Below are 16,150 nucleotides of genomic sequence, written 5' to 3'. Positions count from 1 at the left end.
GATCGCCGCCATGACCCGTAAGCTCCTCAAAGTCGCCTTGTTGCAGGAAACCCATCGTGGCAGCCGCGATGCGAATCTCGATGCCATCGAGGCAGGCTTGCGCGAGGCGGCTTCCGCGGGTGCGCAGCTGGTGCTGTTGCAGGAGCTGCATAACGGGCCATATTTTTGCCAGCACGAGTCGGTGAAGGAGTTCGATTCGGCCGAAAGCATCCCAGGCCCCAGCACCGCACGCATCGGCAAGCTGGCCGAGGAACTCAAGCTGGTGGTGGTGGCGTCGCTGTTCGAGAAGCGCGCGGCGGGGCTGTATCACAACACCGCCGTGGTGTTCGATCGTTCCGCCGCCATCGCTGGCAAGTATCGCAAGATGCACATTCCGGACGATCCGGCGTTCTACGAGAAGTTTTACTTCACGCCCGGCGATCTTGGTTTCGAACCGATCGACACCTCCATCGGTCGTCTCGGCGTGCTGGTCTGCTGGGATCAGTGGTATCCCGAAGCAGCACGTCTGATGACCCTGGCTGGCGCAGAACTACTGCTGTATCCCACGGCAATCGGCTGGGATCCGAACGACGAGCAAGCTGAGAAGGATCGCCAGCGCGACGCCTGGATCACCGTGCAGCGCGGCCATGCGGTGGCAAACGGCGTACCTTTGTTGGCCTGCAACCGCACCGGCTTCGAAGCCGATCCATCCGGCGTGGGCGCAGGCATCCAGTTCTGGGGCAACAGCTTCGTGGCCGGCCCCCAAGGCGAATTTCTGGCCCAGGCAGCTACCGATCACCGCCAGTTGCTGATCGCCGAGATAGACATGGCGCGTAGCGAGCATGTGCGGCGCATCTGGCCGTTTCTGCGCGACCGTCGCATCGATGCTTATGGCGACCTGTTGCGCCGTTTTCGCGATTAATGCATATCGGTTCAGCAGTCCTGAATAGAACGACTTGCGCCGCGCGCCCAGCATCCCCATGCTGGGCACATTCCCCCTTGCCGTAGCTCCGACCGCATGAGTGTTACTGAGTCCGCCGTTCTTCCCCCGTCGAACCTGCACGACCAGCCGATCGAGCGCGTGCATCGCGACGGGGTGGAGTACGTGGTCCTGGGCACTGCGCATGTGTCTCGCAGCAGCGTGGAAGCGGTCCATGCGCTGCTGGCGAACGAATCCTTCGATGCCGTCGCCGTCGAGTTATGCGACAGCCGCGCCCAAAGCATGCGCGACCCGGAAGCGTTCAAACAGATGGATTTGTTCCGGGTGATCCGCCAGGGCAAGGCCGGCATGGTGGCGGCGAGTCTGGTGCTTTCCACCTTCCAGAAACGGCTGGCCGATCAGTACGGCATCCAGCCCGGCGCCGAAATGAAGGCGGCGATGGACGGTGCCGATGCACGACACGTTCCCGTATGGCTGATCGATCGCGAAGTCGGCACCACCCTCAAGCGCGCCTGGCATAGCGTGAGTTTCTGGCAACGTTTCGGCCTGCTCGGTGGCCTGCTGGCCAGCGTGTTCGAGCGCGAGACGATCGACGAGAAAGAGATCGAAAAGCTCAAGCAAGGCGACATGCTGGAGAGCGCCTTCAGCGAATTCGCCAACGAATCGGCACCGCTTTACCGCAGCCTGATCGCCGAGCGCGACGCTTTCATGGCAGCTCGCCTACGACAGGAAGCCGGGAGTTCGGTTACCGCCAACCCGTGCAAGATACTGGTCGTGATCGGTGCGGGCCACCTCAAGGGCATGTGCGAAAACTTGCGCGTGCAGCAGGCAGACCCCGTCGTGACGGTGGCCGAGCTGGCGCAAAACCCGCCCAAGGCGCAGTGGCCGAAGTGGCTGGCGATCGGGCTGGTGTTGCTGGTATTCGTCGCCATCGGCTACGCATTCCATCGCAATACGGCACTCGGCGCGCAGGCATTGCGCGATTGGATCTTGTACACAGGCGGCTTCGCCGCGCTTGGCGCGCTAGTGGCGCGTGCGCATCCGGTGAGCATCCTCGCGGCGTTCATCGCGGCGCCGATCAAACCGTTTCGCCCCGGCATTCCGGCGGGCGGCATCAGCGCCATGGCTGAAGCATGGGTACGCCGGCCGCGTGTCGCGGACTTCGAAACCCTACGCGACGATATCGTGCACTGGAGCGGCTGGTGGACCAACCGCGTGGCGCGCACGCTGCTCAACTTTTTCCTGGTCAGCCTGGGCACGATCATCGGCGAGTACGCCGCCGGCATCCACATCCTCAAGAGCCTGTTCTGATTTTCAGTGATGGGGAGCGGCTTTTTGTCGCTCCCCCTCCGCCGCTCTCCCATTGTGACGGCCGCCGGGCAACCTCTATACTCCGGCAAATACGTTGCATGCGTCCGCTGGAATGGTGGGGATCCTCTTGATGACTCGATTGCAATTGTTCGGCCTGGCTGTAGCCACTGCTATTGTTTTCTCGGGCACTGCCCATGCCACTGGCGATAAAGCCAATGGCCGCACTCTCGTCTATACCTGCAATGGTTGCCACGGCATTCCGGGCACCAACAATGCCTATCCGCAGTATCCGGTGCCGAAAATCGCCGGGCAGAACGAGCAATACATCATCAGCGCGCTGCATGAGTACAAGTCGGGGGATCGCACCCATCCGACCATGATGGCGCAGGCGCAGAGCCTCTCCGATCAAGAGATCGAGGACATCGCCGCCTATCTCTCCAGCATTGCTGCGAAGTAATTAGCCAAGGATTCCACCTGCATGAAACGCGCGCTTACGCTGCTCTCGTTCGGTATTGCCCTTGCGCTGGCTTCGGCGCCGCTGCTGGCCAGTGGTAACGCCGACAACGGCAAAACCAAGGCTGCCGCCTGTTTCGCCTGTCACGGCACCGATGGCAATGCCGTCGATCCGCAATATCCACGTCTCGCCGGTCAGTACAACGAATACATTCAGCAGTCACTGCATGAATACAAGGATGGTCGCCGCAACAATCCGATCATGAAGGGTTTTGCCGGTACGCTTTCCGACCAGGATATCGAGGATCTCGCTGCTTACTTCTCGTCCATGCCGACCAAGATGGACACGTTGAAGGGGCACGTCCAAGGCGACTGAGCCCGCTCGGTAGCTAGGAAGTAAAAAGCCCGCGACACATGTGCGGGCTTTTGCTTTTCTGCGTGTAGCACTGCGTCAACCCATTGCGGACTGACCTTCTTTCTTGCGGTAGTAAGGGTTGTTTCCGCCCGCGTGATCCGTCGCATCGCGCACTTCGGTAATTTCCGGCACGCGTTCGCGCAGCGTTTTTTCCACGCCGTTCTTGAGCGTGACGTCGACCATGCCACAACCATGGCAGCCGCCACCGAACTGCAGCAGAACCACGCCATTGGCATCGATCTCCAGCAGGCTCACCCGTCCGCCATGCGCGGCGATGCGCGGATTGACCTCCGCGTCGAGCACATAGCGCACGCGTTCGACCAGCCCCGCCTCCATGCCGGGCAGCTCGCCTTTGATCTTGGGCGCGCGGATATTCAACTGGCCGCCGGTTTTGTTCGGCTCGTAGTCGATCGTGGCACCTTCCAGCCAGGGGGCACTGTCGCCCTCGATATGGAAATCGAAGCCTTCGCATTCGACCGTCCATTCACTGCCAGTGAGTTCCTGCGGCTCGCAGAATTCCAGCTCGCAGTCGGCCGCCGGGGTGCCGGGTGCGGTGACGCGCAAGCGGATGCCTGCGCCGTCGATATCCTGTTGCGAGAGAAGGCGCAGAAAATGCTGCTGCGCTCGTTCGGAAATCTCGATCATGCCTGCTCCGGACCTACTATCTGCACCCGATCGCTCGGGCTATACAGCACCATTTTAGTCCTCTTTCGCGACGAATGTCCGGCTAGCGTTTTTTCGCGTACAGTTTCGGGGCTTTTCTGCGTTAGCTTATGGAGATCGTCATGACTGCCCTTCCGCTCGCCGCCCAACATTGCCAGCCACGCAAGGGCAAGGAAAATGCGCTTGATAAAGCCGCCGTCGACGCACTGCTGCCACTGGTGCACGGCTGGAAACTTGCCGACGATGGTGACGCGCTGGTAAAGGATTACCGCTTCGAGAATTTCCATCACACGCTGGGCTTCATTAACGCGGTCGGCTTTATGGCCAACCATGAGGACCATCATCCGGATATCGAGGCCGGTTACGGGCATTGCAAGCTACGTTGGTCCACGCATGATGTGGGCGGCCTGTCCTTGAACGATTTCATTTGCGCGGCGCGCGTCGACGCCTTGCTCGCACGTTGAACGAGACTCGGCGTCTACGTTCGACGTGGACTTTCGCCAGCTATGCGCTGGTCGCGGTTGTTGTCTGTATGGTGCTGGGTTGGCTGGCGGCACGGATCACCGCTAAGCAGCTGTCGGACCAGGCGCAGTGGCAGTTCGCACGCGTCGAGGCGGATCAACCGCTGTGGCAATGGCCCTTACGCAAGCCACGCGACCTGATTGCCGGCCGCGCATTCGGACCGGCCAAGGTTTCACCTGATGACGATGCGCTTGTCATCACCAGTATCGATGGCACGCCGTTCGAGCTCGGTCTACCGATTGCGTGGTCGCTGGATCTGGCCCACTGGCCGATCCTGCAGATCCAGCTGCGGGATAGCGCTCCTGGCACGCTCGCCGTTGTATGGCAAGGTCCCGGCGACGCACCGGCATGTTCGGCTCCCATAGGTAGCGCACTTACATCCAATACCCGAACGTTGCGTATCGATTTGCGCGGTCTGGCATGGCGTGCGGCCAACGTCGGCTCCTGTCCTGCGCTCGGTATCGCGCAGATGTTGCGCCTTCGTTTGCAGATTCCACGCGGTGCTTCGTTGCGTATGACTTTGGTGTCTCTGACGACAACCGCACCCTTGTCGCCGCTGCAGGACGCGACCATCGATCTTCCGGCGCGCGCCACCGCTGACGATCTCGAACGGATCGTAGCGCCTGCGCAAAACTGGCCCATGCCCCTGTTCCGGTTGCCGGCCGGTATCAGCGCGGAAAAGATGCTCGTGCTGCGCGATCAGTTGCGCCAACGCTGGCCCGCCGCGCTGATTACACCCGCTGGTGTCACACCCCAACCCACCATCGTGGTTCCGCCGGTCGCGTGGGCGTGGGCTGCTTGCTCCATCTATCTGCTTGCGCTGACATGGCTTGCGTTACGACCGATCAGAGGCCCGCTACGACCTTGGCTTGAGATCGTCGGCTGCCTACTTGGCCCGCTATGGGTGGTGATAGGCCTCCGATATCCCACACCGCTTGGCATCATCGCCTTGTGCGGCAGCATCGCGTTTGCGTTGACCATCGAGCGGCGCCATCTTTCGCGCTTTTGGCGTTGGCCCGCCGCCGGACGCGACTGGTTGTGGCCGTTGGCGCCCTTGCCGGTCGCTCTACTGTTGATCGTGATCTACGGGCACGCGCTTCATCCGCTGTCTCTGGCCCATATGATCGCCTATGTCGGCTGGGCATGGCTGCAGCAGTGGTTGATGCTGGTGGTCCTGATGCGGCGTTTCGAGCTGATCATGCCGCGGCCGGGATGGGCGGTGCTGGCCACCGCCATCGTGTTCGGCTTGCTCCACACGCCCAATGGCGTATTGATGCAGCTGTGTTTCTTGGCTGAACTCTGGTGGGCCGGCTGCTTCCTGCGTTCGCGCAGCGTGTTGCCGCTGAGTTTGGCCCACGCTATCTGCGCCCTGCTCGTCGAGTCGGGACTGGTCGGGGGATGGCTACGTTCGCTGGAAGTCAGCGCGCGCTTTTTCCTCTAGCGAGCGTATCGAGGAAGCTTTTCAGGTCGTCGGGCAAGGGCGCCGAGAATCCATAGGCACGCCCATCCAGCTCGAACGACAGATGGGAGGCGTGCAGAAAGAGCCGGTGCAGCCCCAGCTCGCGAAAGCGTTTGTTCGCCTCGCGATCGCCGTATTTGGGGTCGCCCGCCAGGGGATGACCGATATGGGCCGCATGCACGCGGATCTGGTGCGTCCGGCCCGTACCCAAGGTGGCCTGCATGAGGCGAGCGCCGGGGTACTGCTCTGTCTCGCGAAAGAAAGTAAGCGAAGGTTTGCCGCCCTCGGAAACCCGCACCATCCGCTCCCCTCCCTGCAGAATGGACTTCTGCAATGGCGCGTTCACGTCGAACCGGGCCTTGGACGGACGCCCTACCATCAGGCAGAGGTACTGCTTGGTCACCTCACCGGCTCGGATCGCGGCCTGCAACCCGGTCAGCCCAGCGCGCGTGCGGGCGAAAACCAAGACGCCACTGGTATCACGATCCAGGCGGTGGACCAGTTCCAGATGATCATTGGGACGAGCCTGCCGCAGCAGTTCGATCGCCCCATGACTGACGCCGCTCCCTCCGTGGCTGGCCATGCCCGAGGGCTTGTCGATGACCAGGAAGTGCTTGTCTTCGAAAATGATGGCGTCGGTCACGGCCGCAAGGGCGCCCTCTGATGCGCCATGCTCGGCGGGCCGCTCGGCCACCCGCACCGGCGGAATGCGCAGCATGTCACCCTGGCTGAGACGGGTATCGGGCTTGGCGCGCTTGCCGTTCACGCGCACCTGCCCGGTACGCAACAGCCGGTAAATCATGCTCTTGGGCACGCCCTTGAGCAGGGTCATCAGCGCATTGTCGATGCGCTGGCCGTCCCGCTCCGGCCCTATCTCGAGTTGACGCACCCCATGAGGTACATCGGGGGAAGTTACCGTCTGCATTGAAAAAAACCTGGGTTGAGAGGATACTCGCACGGCGCTTAGCCCGGTCCACTGACATTTTGAAAGGACCTGGCGCCCGCCTGTTACATCGGCGAGGTTTGCGCCGGTCGCCCTCGTGGCAACCGGTTGCAAGCACCCTTTCATCGTAACGGTTCGGGTAGCCGCTTGTCCGGTCTCATTGCGTAGACAGACATTCGGCGTGCGTGCCAAGAATCACCCCCGGTATCGGGAACGTTACCGTTTATTTGCCGCTTTACCGCAGCGGCGCGATCCCCGGACAGGCCGCCACCTCAGGCGCCACCGCGGCGCGCGACGCGCGGCCAAGCCGAGGAATCACAATGAAAAGAATGTTGATCAACGCAACTCAGCGTGAAGAGTTGCGTGTGGCCATCGTGGATGGCCAAACCCTTTACGATCTCGATATCGAAATCCCCTCCCGCGAACAGAAAAAGGCCAACATCTACAAAGGCCGCATCACTCGCGTCGAACAATCCCTCGAAGCCTGCTTTGTCGACTACGGCGCCGAACGCCACGGCTTCCTGCCGCTGAAGGAAATCGCCCGCGAGTACTTCACGCCGGGCCTGGACCCTTACAAGTCCAACATCCGCGAGCTGCTGAAGGAAGGTCTGGAAGTTGTCGTTCAGGTCGAGAAGGAAGAGCGCGGCAACAAGGGCGCCGCCCTCACCACCTTCATCAGCCTGGCCGGCCGCTACATGGTGCTGATGCCGAACAACCCGAAGGCCGGCGGCGTCTCGCGCCGGATCGAGGGCGAAGACCGGCAAGCCCTCAAGGAAGCCCTGGAGCACCTCACCGTTCCGGACGACGTGGGCCTGATCGTGCGCACCGCCGGCATGGGCCGCGACGCCGAAGAGCTGCAGTGGGATCTCGATTACCTGCTTCAGCTATGGAAGGCCATCTCCCAGGCCGCCAACGCCCAGAAGGCGCCGTTCCTGATCTACCAGGAATCGAAACTGTTCATCCGCGCCCTGCGCGACTACCTGCGCAACGACATCGGCGAGATCCTGATCGACGAGGAATCGCTCTTCAACGATGCCCGCGACTTCGTGCAGCAGGTGATGCCCAACGCCCTACGCAAGCTCAAGCTGTACAAGGACGACACCCCGCTGTTCTCGCGCTACCAGATCGAGACGCAGATCGAGAGCGCGTTCGACCGCAGCGTGCGCCTGCCTTCCGGCGGCTCGATCGTGATCGACCAGACCGAGGCACTAACCGCCATCGATATCAACTCCTCGAAGGCCACCAAGGGCGGTGACATCGAGGAAACGGCGTTCAACACCAACCTGGAAGCGGCGACCGAAATCGCCCGCCAGCTGCGCATCCGCGATGCCGGCGGCCTGATCGTGATCGACTTCATCGACATGGACAGCCCCAAGCACCAGCGCGAAGTGGAAGAGCGCCTGAAAGAGGCCTCGAAGCTGGACCGCGCTCGTATCCAGATTGGCCGCATCTCGCGCTTCGGCCTGATGGAAATGTCGCGCCAGCGCCTGCGCCCGTCGCTGGGCGAAGCCACCCAGATCGTTTGCCCGCGCTGCGAAGGCCACGGCCACATTCGCGGCGTGGAGTCGCTGTCGCTGTCGACGTTGCGACTAATCGAAGAGCACGCCATGAAGGACAACACCGGCCAGGTGCTGGTGCAGGCCCCGCCGACCGTGGCCAACTTCATGCTCAACGAAAAACGCGCCAGCGTGGTCGAGATCGAGCTGCGCAACAAGGTTCATGTGGTGATCGTGGCGGACGACAAGCTCGAAACGCCGCACATCGAGATCCAACGCATCCGCGAAGCGGATATGGGCGAGCACAGCAAGCCGAGCTACGAACGCCTGACGGCCGTCGAAGAAACCGCCGTGCCGAAAATGGGTCAAGCCTTGGGCAGCAACGAGCAGCCCGCCGTCAGCGGCATCATGCCGTCGAGCCCGGCACCGGTGCGCGAAGAAGAACCCGCTGCCGCAGCACCGACCGCTCCGATGGCGAAGCGCCAGCCTGCTGTGGTGGCTGCGTCGAAGCCTGCCAACGGCGGCGTCCTTTCGCGCCTGTTTGGTTGGTTCCGCAGCGGTAATGGCGCCGCCGCGCCGGCCCCTGCACCCGCACCGGTCACGGCACGTCAGGACGCGCCTCGCGGTGGCAGAACTCAGGAAAATCGTCGCAACGAGCGCACACGGACGGATGGTCAGTCGCAACGCCAGAATCAGCAGCGCGGCGCCCAGCAACAAGGCAAGAATCAGAATCAGCGCCAGCGCAACAACGAGCAGCAGGCGCAACCGCGCCAGCAGCAAGCCGGCAAACAGGAGCAGCGCCAACCGAAACCGGCGCAGGCGAACGACGTCGTAGCAGCCGATCGCAACAAACCGAACGCTCCCGTCGCCAAACCGCAGCCCGAGCGCCAACCGCGCGCACCCCAGAGCGAACGTCCGCCGCAAGCGAACGCGGCAGTCGCCCCCAAGCCCGCGGAATCGCCAAAACCGGCAGTCGAAACGACGGTACCTGTTGTCGCCGTTAACGAAGACGCCAATGCCGCCGCCGAAGCAACGGAAAACGCCCAGTCGCGCCGCCGTCGCGGCCGTCGCGGTGGTCGTCGTCGTCGTAGGCATGAAGGTGCCGCAGTCGGCGTTGCATCGAACGAACAAAGCACAACGGCACTGGATGACGAGGATCGCGAGGAAAGCGCCGCGACTGTCGTCGACACAGTGCCGCACGCGAAGCCCGCACCGGTAGTCACGCACTCAGCACCGGTTGATACGGCGTCACTCACGCCATCCCCGGATACGGTCGCTGCGGTCGCCGCTGTTCCGTTCGAGAGCGATCGCGAGCACATCCCCGCCGAGCCGTTCGTCGAACCCAAAGTCGTCGCTTCTATCGATTCCCACGTTGAGCCGGCGACCGCGGTTGAGGAAACGGCCAAGGAACCTTTGATCGTTGCTTCGGCTCCGGTGCCCGCCTCGTTCAATTTGCCGGTGCTGCCGCCTATTCCGGCACGTGAGGTGACCGAAGCGTCGGAAATCACGCAGAGTCCGACGAATATCGAAACGTCGGCACCGCACGCGGAAACGGTAACGGTGACCGTACCTCACGAGGCAGCCCCCGCGGCCAATGAGGCAAACGTGATCGCGCCCGTCGAATCGTTCGTCGTGCCCGAAGCCGTCACGCCGATTGTCGAGCCTGTGAGCCCGACGGCCACACCCGAGCCGGTGACGATTTCACCCGTGCCGCTGGTCCATCAGCCCGAGCAAGGCGATCTGCTTTCCTCGCCGCTGCGCCAGCAGCACACTGCATCGACGCACGTCGATCACGTTATGGAAGAAACAAAAGAGCCGTCGTCCGACGAAGACGATGTGCATAGCGGACAGCGCGACAACAGGCAATCGTGACGCGCTGACGTTTTCTCGACGAAAGCAAAAGGGCCGGACAATGTCCGGCCCTTTTTTCTTGTAAAGCGACCAAATATTCGGCTCAGTTTCCGACTTGATTGTTATGCGTGTCCAACAATCCATGCACCGTCATCAAATGCGCAAGGCTGATGACATGATCCACTTGGAGCTTCTCCATCAACCGCTGCTTGTAGGTGGATACGGTCTTGGGGCTCAGATTTAACTGTTCGCCGATGGCCGTCAACGCCTTGCCGCGTACCAGCATCATGGCCACTTCCAGCTCACGGCTGGAAAGCACGTCGAACGGCGAACCATCACCGTCAAGCGTTGCCAGGGCCAGCTGCTGCGCGACTGCTGGCGCCAGATAACGCCGCCCACCTGCAACCTGGCGCACGGCGTTGAGCAATTCCTCCGCCGCGCAGCTCTTGGTCAGGTAGCCGTGTGCACCGGCATCCAGCAACCGTTTCGGAAAACGGGCATCGTCCACCACCGTCACCACGATCACGTGAGTAGGCAGGTTCGCACGAGCCACCCGCTCGGTCAGCTCGATTCCACTCATGCCTGGCATGTGCACGTCGACCAGCGCGATATGCGGCTTGGCGGCCCGGATCAGGCGCAGCCCCTCCTCGGCCGTGCCCGCTTCGCCGCAAATGCGGATGTCAGGCTGCTGCAGGATCATCCTGAAACCAGTCCGCACTAATTCATGGTCGTCAACGAGTACAACATCGATCATCTTGCGCCCTCCCTGGATAGGTACTATGCCTAGGCAAAGTAGGCGTGTCGCCGACACATTGCAAGCTCGTAACCCCTAGTCCAGCAAGGATTTTCCATATAGCTCCCACGCCCACACAATGAATCAGAAATAACCTACATACTTATCCTAAAATGCAAGGCATTATTCAGCGTGTAGCATCTACTCGTAGTCCGTATCGCACTCCCCAGCAAGGCTAGTTAGTACTAACCCGAACGGAGCGTATCGATGGTGATCTACTCGCTCAGACAGTCTCCCGAGGGAGATTGGAGCATCCGCCGAGATTCAGCGACGCTGTTCAGTCAATTACGACTGGGGCCTGCCATCCAGCTGGCACGCGAAGCTGCTCGCGACGAACACAACCGTTCCGGCCGCAGCACCTGCGTTGAAATGCCGGGCCCCACGTCGACTATCCGCCTAGCGCAATACGCGCGCCCCGGTATGCCGATCGAAAGCGCTGTCGCCTGATATCCATCGAAGCGGCAGCACTCTTGCTCCGCTTACGCATTAGCGCATGTTACGATCCGCGCGCCTGCAGCCTGTCCTTCGGCAGCTGCCTCCAGCCCGGATGGCGAAACAGGTAGACGCAAGAGACTTAAAATCTCTCGACCGCAAGGTCATGCCGGTTCGATTCCGGCTCCGGGCACCAGAAAAAGCGGCCAAGACACTGAAAAGTCTTGGCTTTTTCAGCTTTTACGATTCGAATTACCCACGCATCTACCCGCACAAAATGTCACTCGTTGAAGTACTGATCGATGCGAGTTCGCGCTTTAGTCAGCACCTCTTGCTCGGTGCTCGCGCTCACCTTGTCCTTACCTGGCGAGATACCTGGCGACATGTGCATCTGGACAGATCGCTGGAAACCTCGCGACTGTTGTTTCGTGGGCAAGTCGAAGTGCGCGTAAAACAAATCATCGCGAATGCTGTAGCCGTATCGAATCTGCACTTCTCGATGCTCAGTTATCTCTGGTCCCATGATTGTGCCTCCAGCGCGTCGACTACTATCCGCACTGTGGGTAGGCCGTAGCCTTCGGTCAATATACCGAGCGCGCGCTACGATAAGTGCTGGTCCGAAGTGTTATCGGTGGTTATCGTCATGAGAGCCATGTCTCCCCTCGAGCAACGCATCCGTAAACTTGAGGACGACCTCTACCTTGCGCGCACGTTGGTGCTCGAGCTAACCGGGCCAGAACTCCACGACCTGTTGTACCCGCCTACCGATCTCGACACGCCTCGCGCGGCGCACGCGTGGCTCACGGCTGCCATGGGCAAGGTGCTGGCCCTTGCAGAGGTGCTTACCATCGAGGAGCCCTTGTGCACATCGCAGCGCGCTGTCTGTCCACTGTGCAGAGGCGATGCCAATGACTACAACCGCGCGGGACCTGGGTATAAGTATCCGGAGGGTCTCAGGCGCCACCTGCTTGGCGCCAATATCAGCACACAATGCCCGGTCAGCAAGATCGCGCTGGATCTCGCACTCGAGTCGGCGCGCATACACGCGATGTATCCGCGGTAGCCTCTCAACGCTACTCAATAAAATTGACGAGCGTTGACTGACGCTTCGGCACAGCCCCTGCTTGGTCGACTGTCCTACGCCGTCTCCCCGCATGGGACTCCGTGGGAATCGTGGAGGAGATGCTGTCCCTTGATTTCCCGTTGCACTCGGCCATATGCGGTAGCCCCAAAACGCAATGCAATCCCGGAGCACGCAGTGCGTCAATTACAGAATCACTCCAAAGGTCTCGCGGCAGTACGCCAGGTAGGGTTGAAAGTTATGCTGAATCTGCACGCAGTGCGTTTCGACAGTTGCCGCCACCGCCTTCTGGTTGTTAACAGATTCTGGCGTGTCTTTGAAGTTATAGTAAATAGAATTTGCCAATCTGCTGGCAAATTGCGCGGCGCTCATCGCTCCAGCTGTCGCAGCCACACATGCGTCTGGAAGAGCTGCAACGCTTTCTGGACGGACGCTTTTGATTGCGTCGCTCCAGCTGTCTGCATGTTCATGTAGCTCGTAAGCCAGCCCGCGAAGTTCGTGCATTCCTTTGTCGGCTGTGAATGCGCTACAACGAGATTGTATTTCGGGAATAAAACCGTACACGATAGCAATCTCATTGAAGATGTATGCAGCGTGTGCTTCCGCGCGAATCGCCACTCTGGCGTCCTCTTGGCGCTGCTTGGCGTTTGCCGCCCAAAGGGCACCCCCTACTGCAGCGCCCGCACCAGCGAACGCACCGATCAGCGACGCAGTTGGATCTGGGAGCACCCAGCCTCCTGGAAACCTTATAAGGACACCGCCGAGCAGTCCTAGGAATACGCAGACAAGCGAGTGAGGATGAGCAGACACCCAATCGAAAATCTTCTTCAAGGCCTTGGCCATGCATGAGCTCCCTAACTTTTTCAGTATCCAGATGACGTGCGCGATCCGAACTGTCCGCAAGCATTCCGATGGCGAATCAATTAATACTCTTCGCCGAAGCGCTCACGCGCATACACGAGGTAGCTTTCAAGACGATTTTGTATATCGGCGCAATGCGCCTTAACGACCCCTGCTAGCCTTTTAGCGGTAGCCTGGTTTTCAGAGTTGCCGCTCCTGGATTTCTCCCATACGGCCCTTGCAAGCTGCACTGTGTACCGCGCATCGCTGATGGCGACGGCAGTATCAGCAGCGCAAATTTCAGGAAGCTCGGCGATGTTTTCCGGTCGAATCGCATCGATCGACGCGTCCAGTTGACTGGCCTTCGCGTTTAACTGGCTTCCGGAACTCGCCAAATTGTCTGGACGCGCCGCAGCGACCATCTCATTTGCAGCCGACTCCATGTCTGCGGCAAACCCTCGAACAATGACAATCTGCTTGTAAATAAATCCGGCATGCACTTCCGCACGACGGGAGCTCAGACGCTGCTCCCACTCCGCCTGCCGGCTTGCAATATCAAGCGCCACATCAGCGGCCTTAAACGCACCCCGCGCAGCGAACGCAGTGGCGACCGCCGCGACACCAGTAAAGAGAGCGCCGACGCCAGTAAGTATTACCAACGCAATATCCCAAGAGTCCTTTTCCATGTGTGATGCCCCACCCTGTTCACTGCCCTCATGGTGAGCGCGATCCTGGAAGGGCGCAAGGCGCGTGGCTTATCTCGGAACTATAGGGAACGGCACGCCCCAATGCCGCTCGGGAAGGGTCATATCTCGCTGCCGGACGCGAGCATGGTCAATCCCTATTTCGTGCGCAGCATCGAAAGCCTGCCTTTCCGAATCGAATGGACCGGACACATTTCCGTGATCAAGGATTTCCCAATCGCGACCATCTCCAGATGGGGAGTGATGAAGAAACCAGCTCGCCCGCCAGCGGGTGCGCTGGCCATCCGAGGTGGCAGTTGCCGGCCACGATCGATGTGTAATCGCGATCAGACCCGAGAACATCGATGCCTGGCTAAACCCCGATCCGCATCACCTGTCGGACATGTGCGTGATTCTCGACGATCCGGTCGACGCGTATTACCAGTACGAGCTTGTCTCGAAGGAAGCCGAGTAGGCATCGCGAGCATTAAATCGACGGAAGGAGAGCAGTCACTTACCAGATAGGTTCCTGCGACAATTCTGATTGAACTATGCGAAACGTGTGACCGTATCGTGTGATGGCTGATGAGACTAAGTCGTGAAACCATTTCGCTGTGCCCGGCGCTATGTAGACGCTCTCGATCAGCACCTGTAGATCTACCTTTACATTGATTCCATGGTCGATCGTAGGCACTTCGAAATATTCTCGTCCTGGCGACGCGGCCGAAAAAACCGGAAGAACAACTCTAAGCTCACGCTCATGCTCGAAGCTTTTACGTTTGTATACGAACGGATTTAGCAAATTCGCTTCTGGAAACCATTCCTGTTGGTAGTCAATATAATTTACGCAGCCAACATAAACCGGACCCTCGTGCTGAATTGCATCCCGAAGCCTCCGATAAGATGACCGAATCGCGATGCCCTCGTCGCTCTTTAAATAGAGCTTCCACATTGCGGCCGACTCATGGTCATTCATGTGCCAACAGTTAACAGCGACGCAGCGTGAAACTCGTTTGTGGGTAATTGCTTTTTTTGCCATCGCCTCTTGAAAGTTGGCCTTGAACTCTTCCGGTACTTGTGCCGGAACAAATGCGCGCGCCAACACATTAGCAAGAGGGAAAGAGCCTTCAAATGGGTCGCCTAGCTTGTCAGCTCTACTGAGAAAAAGGGCCTCTGAATCAAAAAGCGAAATCAGCTTCGTAAAGTCCATGTACCGCCAGATTTTTACATCTTCATCAGCGGGAGGATTGAAGGTCGGATGCTGCGCATTCATGCGTTAGATGCCTCGAGGTTGAATCGGCCAATTTTTATTTTAGCTACCAGCGTGGGTAAAGACGCGGGTAACTCCGACGCCCTGGCCGCTGGAACGTGATCGTTTCTTCTTTTAGAGGCATCCTTCGCCTCCTAAGACAGGAATCCAACCGGCATATACATAGCTTATGCATATAAAAATACTTTGCCGCGCGAACCTTCCCCTCCCAAATCGTTTAGCCGATCGACCGAATCGGAGGTAGGATTCGGGTCTCCAATGGACGGTTCGGGGGAATCTCGATGAAGCTCTGGTTTTCGAAGGCAACTGCGGTTGCCGCTTGCTGCGTGGCTGTCGGCATGGCGCACGCGGATGGTGGAGCAAAGCAACTGCGGCCAATGTCGCTCGGCGAAGTGATCGATTCGCTACTCGCGCCTGCAGATCCTGATCTCACATGGTCCATGGGGGCAGGACCGGGCAGCGATATCAAATGGACATCTAAAGGCGTTCAAGAGGAGGGATGCGGTGAATACTCAGCCTGCCGCATCGGCGCGGCACGAATAACCGTTGACGGCAAAGAGCTCAAGAATCTCCGACAGACGATTGAACCGGTGACCTGGGAGATTTACATCCGATCAGCAATGCCAGCCAAATTTCCACCGCAGGTAATCGAGCTCACGCCGAAATGTGACACTGTTGCGTGTGCATTCTCAGTCGACCACGAGTTGAAGGCCGCCGGGTTCAAGGTCGACAAGGTCTGCGAAAACCACGACACACAGGATGCCGTGATTGGTTTCCATATTTCGAACGGCAATAAATCTGCCTATCTCGCCTATTCGACCGGCAATGGAAGCGGCGGGACAAGCAACTCGATTGAGCTATTCCTAGAGAATGCCATCGTTCCTGAAGGGCTTTGTCACCTCGACTAGCTAGATGCACGTTGACGGACTGGTGCTGGGCGTCAGGTCATCAGAGGTGCCAGCCATGCGTGAAGGTTATGCATGGCGTTCGGCAGGTCGGTTATCGCGCGCTCCGGGCAT

17 protein-coding genes and 1 tRNA gene are annotated in these 16,150 nt (G+C 59.8%); 11 read left to right on the top strand and 7 right to left on the bottom strand.

Going from position 1 to position 16,150, the window contains the following annotated elements; all coding sequences use genetic code 11:
• Positions 1-10 precede the first annotated feature (10 nt).
• The 4 genes from QQL64_RS03800 to QQL64_RS03785 all read left to right on the top strand — a co-directional run bounded on the left by QQL64_RS03800 (position 11) and on the right by QQL64_RS03785 (position 3,059).
• Positions 11-901 carry a carbon-nitrogen hydrolase gene (locus tag QQL64_RS03800; protein WP_284396014.1) on the top strand — a complete coding sequence of 297 codons (891 nt, stop codon included), beginning with the start codon at positions 11-13 and terminating at the stop codon, positions 899-901.
• Between the two features lie 96 nt (positions 902-997).
• Positions 998-2,230, top strand: coding sequence for a TraB/GumN family protein (locus QQL64_RS03795; RefSeq protein ID WP_284396013.1), 1,233 nt, complete (start codon positions 998-1,000; stop codon positions 2,228-2,230).
• Positions 2,231-2,360: 130 nt separating this feature from the next.
• Complete coding sequence (locus tag QQL64_RS03790) at positions 2,361-2,687, top strand: c-type cytochrome (RefSeq protein ID WP_284396012.1); 327 nt, start codon at positions 2,361-2,363, stop codon at positions 2,685-2,687.
• 21 nt (positions 2,688-2,708) lie between these two features.
• A complete protein-coding gene (locus QQL64_RS03785; RefSeq protein ID WP_284396011.1) occupies positions 2,709-3,059 on the top strand; it encodes a c-type cytochrome in 351 nt (116 codons plus the stop codon).
• 75 nt (positions 3,060-3,134) lie between these two features.
• Here the strand turns inward: QQL64_RS03785 and QQL64_RS03780 are convergent, their stop codons facing one another.
• A complete protein-coding gene (locus tag QQL64_RS03780) occupies positions 3,135-3,743 on the bottom strand; it encodes an NfuA family Fe-S biogenesis protein (RefSeq protein WP_284396010.1) in 609 nt (202 codons plus the stop codon).
• 140 nt (positions 3,744-3,883) lie between these two features.
• On the opposite strand from QQL64_RS03780, the gene QQL64_RS03775 reads away from it, so the two are divergent.
• Both QQL64_RS03775 and QQL64_RS03770 read left to right on the top strand, forming a co-directional pair.
• Complete coding sequence (locus QQL64_RS03775; RefSeq protein ID WP_284396009.1) at positions 3,884-4,225, top strand: 4a-hydroxytetrahydrobiopterin dehydratase; 342 nt, start codon at positions 3,884-3,886, stop codon at positions 4,223-4,225.
• Positions 4,222-5,724 (top strand): CPBP family glutamic-type intramembrane protease, encoded by a 1,503-nt coding sequence (locus QQL64_RS03770; RefSeq protein ID WP_284396007.1) that lies wholly within the window; start codon positions 4,222-4,224, stop codon positions 5,722-5,724. The genes QQL64_RS03775 and QQL64_RS03770 overlap by 4 nt, the downstream gene beginning before the upstream one ends.
• Here QQL64_RS03770 and QQL64_RS03765 read toward each other — a convergent pair.
• Positions 5,702-6,667: an RluA family pseudouridine synthase gene (locus QQL64_RS03765; RefSeq protein WP_284396005.1), complete on the bottom strand. Its 966-nt coding sequence runs from the start codon at positions 6,665-6,667 to the stop codon at positions 5,702-5,704. The two genes, QQL64_RS03770 and QQL64_RS03765, sit on opposite strands and share 23 nt — an antisense overlap.
• A gap of 338 nt (positions 6,668-7,005) precedes the next feature.
• On the opposite strand from QQL64_RS03765, the gene rne reads away from it, so the two are divergent.
• Positions 7,006-10,053 (top strand): ribonuclease E, encoded by a 3,048-nt coding sequence (gene rne, locus QQL64_RS03760; protein WP_284396003.1) that lies wholly within the window; start codon positions 7,006-7,008, stop codon positions 10,051-10,053.
• An 82-nt stretch (positions 10,054-10,135) separates the two neighbouring features.
• Here rne and QQL64_RS03755 read toward each other — a convergent pair whose 3' ends face one another.
• A complete protein-coding gene (locus QQL64_RS03755) occupies positions 10,136-10,786 on the bottom strand; it encodes a response regulator (RefSeq protein WP_284396000.1) in 651 nt (216 codons plus the stop codon).
• A gap of 246 nt (positions 10,787-11,032) precedes the next feature.
• On the opposite strand from QQL64_RS03755, the gene QQL64_RS03750 reads away from it, so the two are divergent.
• Complete coding sequence (locus tag QQL64_RS03750; protein ID WP_284395998.1) at positions 11,033-11,272, top strand: hypothetical protein; 240 nt, start codon at positions 11,033-11,035, stop codon at positions 11,270-11,272.
• Between the two features lie 94 nt (positions 11,273-11,366).
• Positions 11,367-11,453: transfer RNA gene (locus tag QQL64_RS03745), tRNA-Leu, on the top strand.
• 84 nt (positions 11,454-11,537) lie between these two features.
• On the opposite strand, the gene QQL64_RS03740 is transcribed toward QQL64_RS03745, so the two are convergent.
• A complete protein-coding gene (locus QQL64_RS03740; protein ID WP_284395997.1) occupies positions 11,538-11,780 on the bottom strand; it encodes a hypothetical protein in 243 nt (80 codons plus the stop codon).
• Between the two features lie 129 nt (positions 11,781-11,909).
• On the opposite strand from QQL64_RS03740, the gene QQL64_RS03735 reads away from it, so the two are divergent.
• Complete coding sequence (locus tag QQL64_RS03735; RefSeq protein WP_284395995.1) at positions 11,910-12,320, top strand: hypothetical protein; 411 nt, start codon at positions 11,910-11,912, stop codon at positions 12,318-12,320.
• Between the two features lie 204 nt (positions 12,321-12,524).
• Here QQL64_RS03735 and QQL64_RS03730 read toward each other — a convergent pair whose 3' ends face one another.
• The 3 genes from QQL64_RS03730 to QQL64_RS03720 form a co-directional block, all read right to left on the bottom strand.
• Positions 12,525-13,181, bottom strand: coding sequence for a hypothetical protein (locus QQL64_RS03730; RefSeq protein ID WP_284395993.1), 657 nt, complete (start codon positions 13,179-13,181; stop codon positions 12,525-12,527).
• Between the two features lie 80 nt (positions 13,182-13,261).
• Complete coding sequence (locus QQL64_RS03725; RefSeq protein WP_284395991.1) at positions 13,262-13,864, bottom strand: hypothetical protein; 603 nt, start codon at positions 13,862-13,864, stop codon at positions 13,262-13,264.
• A 511-nt stretch (positions 13,865-14,375) separates the two neighbouring features.
• Complete coding sequence (locus QQL64_RS03720; RefSeq protein ID WP_284395989.1) at positions 14,376-15,134, bottom strand: hypothetical protein; 759 nt, start codon at positions 15,132-15,134, stop codon at positions 14,376-14,378.
• A 278-nt stretch (positions 15,135-15,412) separates the two neighbouring features.
• On the opposite strand from QQL64_RS03720, the gene QQL64_RS03715 reads away from it, so the two are divergent.
• Positions 15,413-16,039 (top strand): hypothetical protein, encoded by a 627-nt coding sequence (locus QQL64_RS03715; protein ID WP_284395988.1) that lies wholly within the window; start codon positions 15,413-15,415, stop codon positions 16,037-16,039.
• Positions 16,040-16,150: the final 111 nt, after the last annotated feature.

This window comes from Dyella lipolytica (assembly GCF_030160075.1).
GTDB classification, from domain to species: domain Bacteria; phylum Pseudomonadota; class Gammaproteobacteria; order Xanthomonadales; family Rhodanobacteraceae; genus Dyella_B; species Dyella_B lipolytica.
The sequence above is the reverse complement of the archived record's forward strand: the minus strand, read 5'-3'. Positions and strand labels throughout refer to the sequence as shown.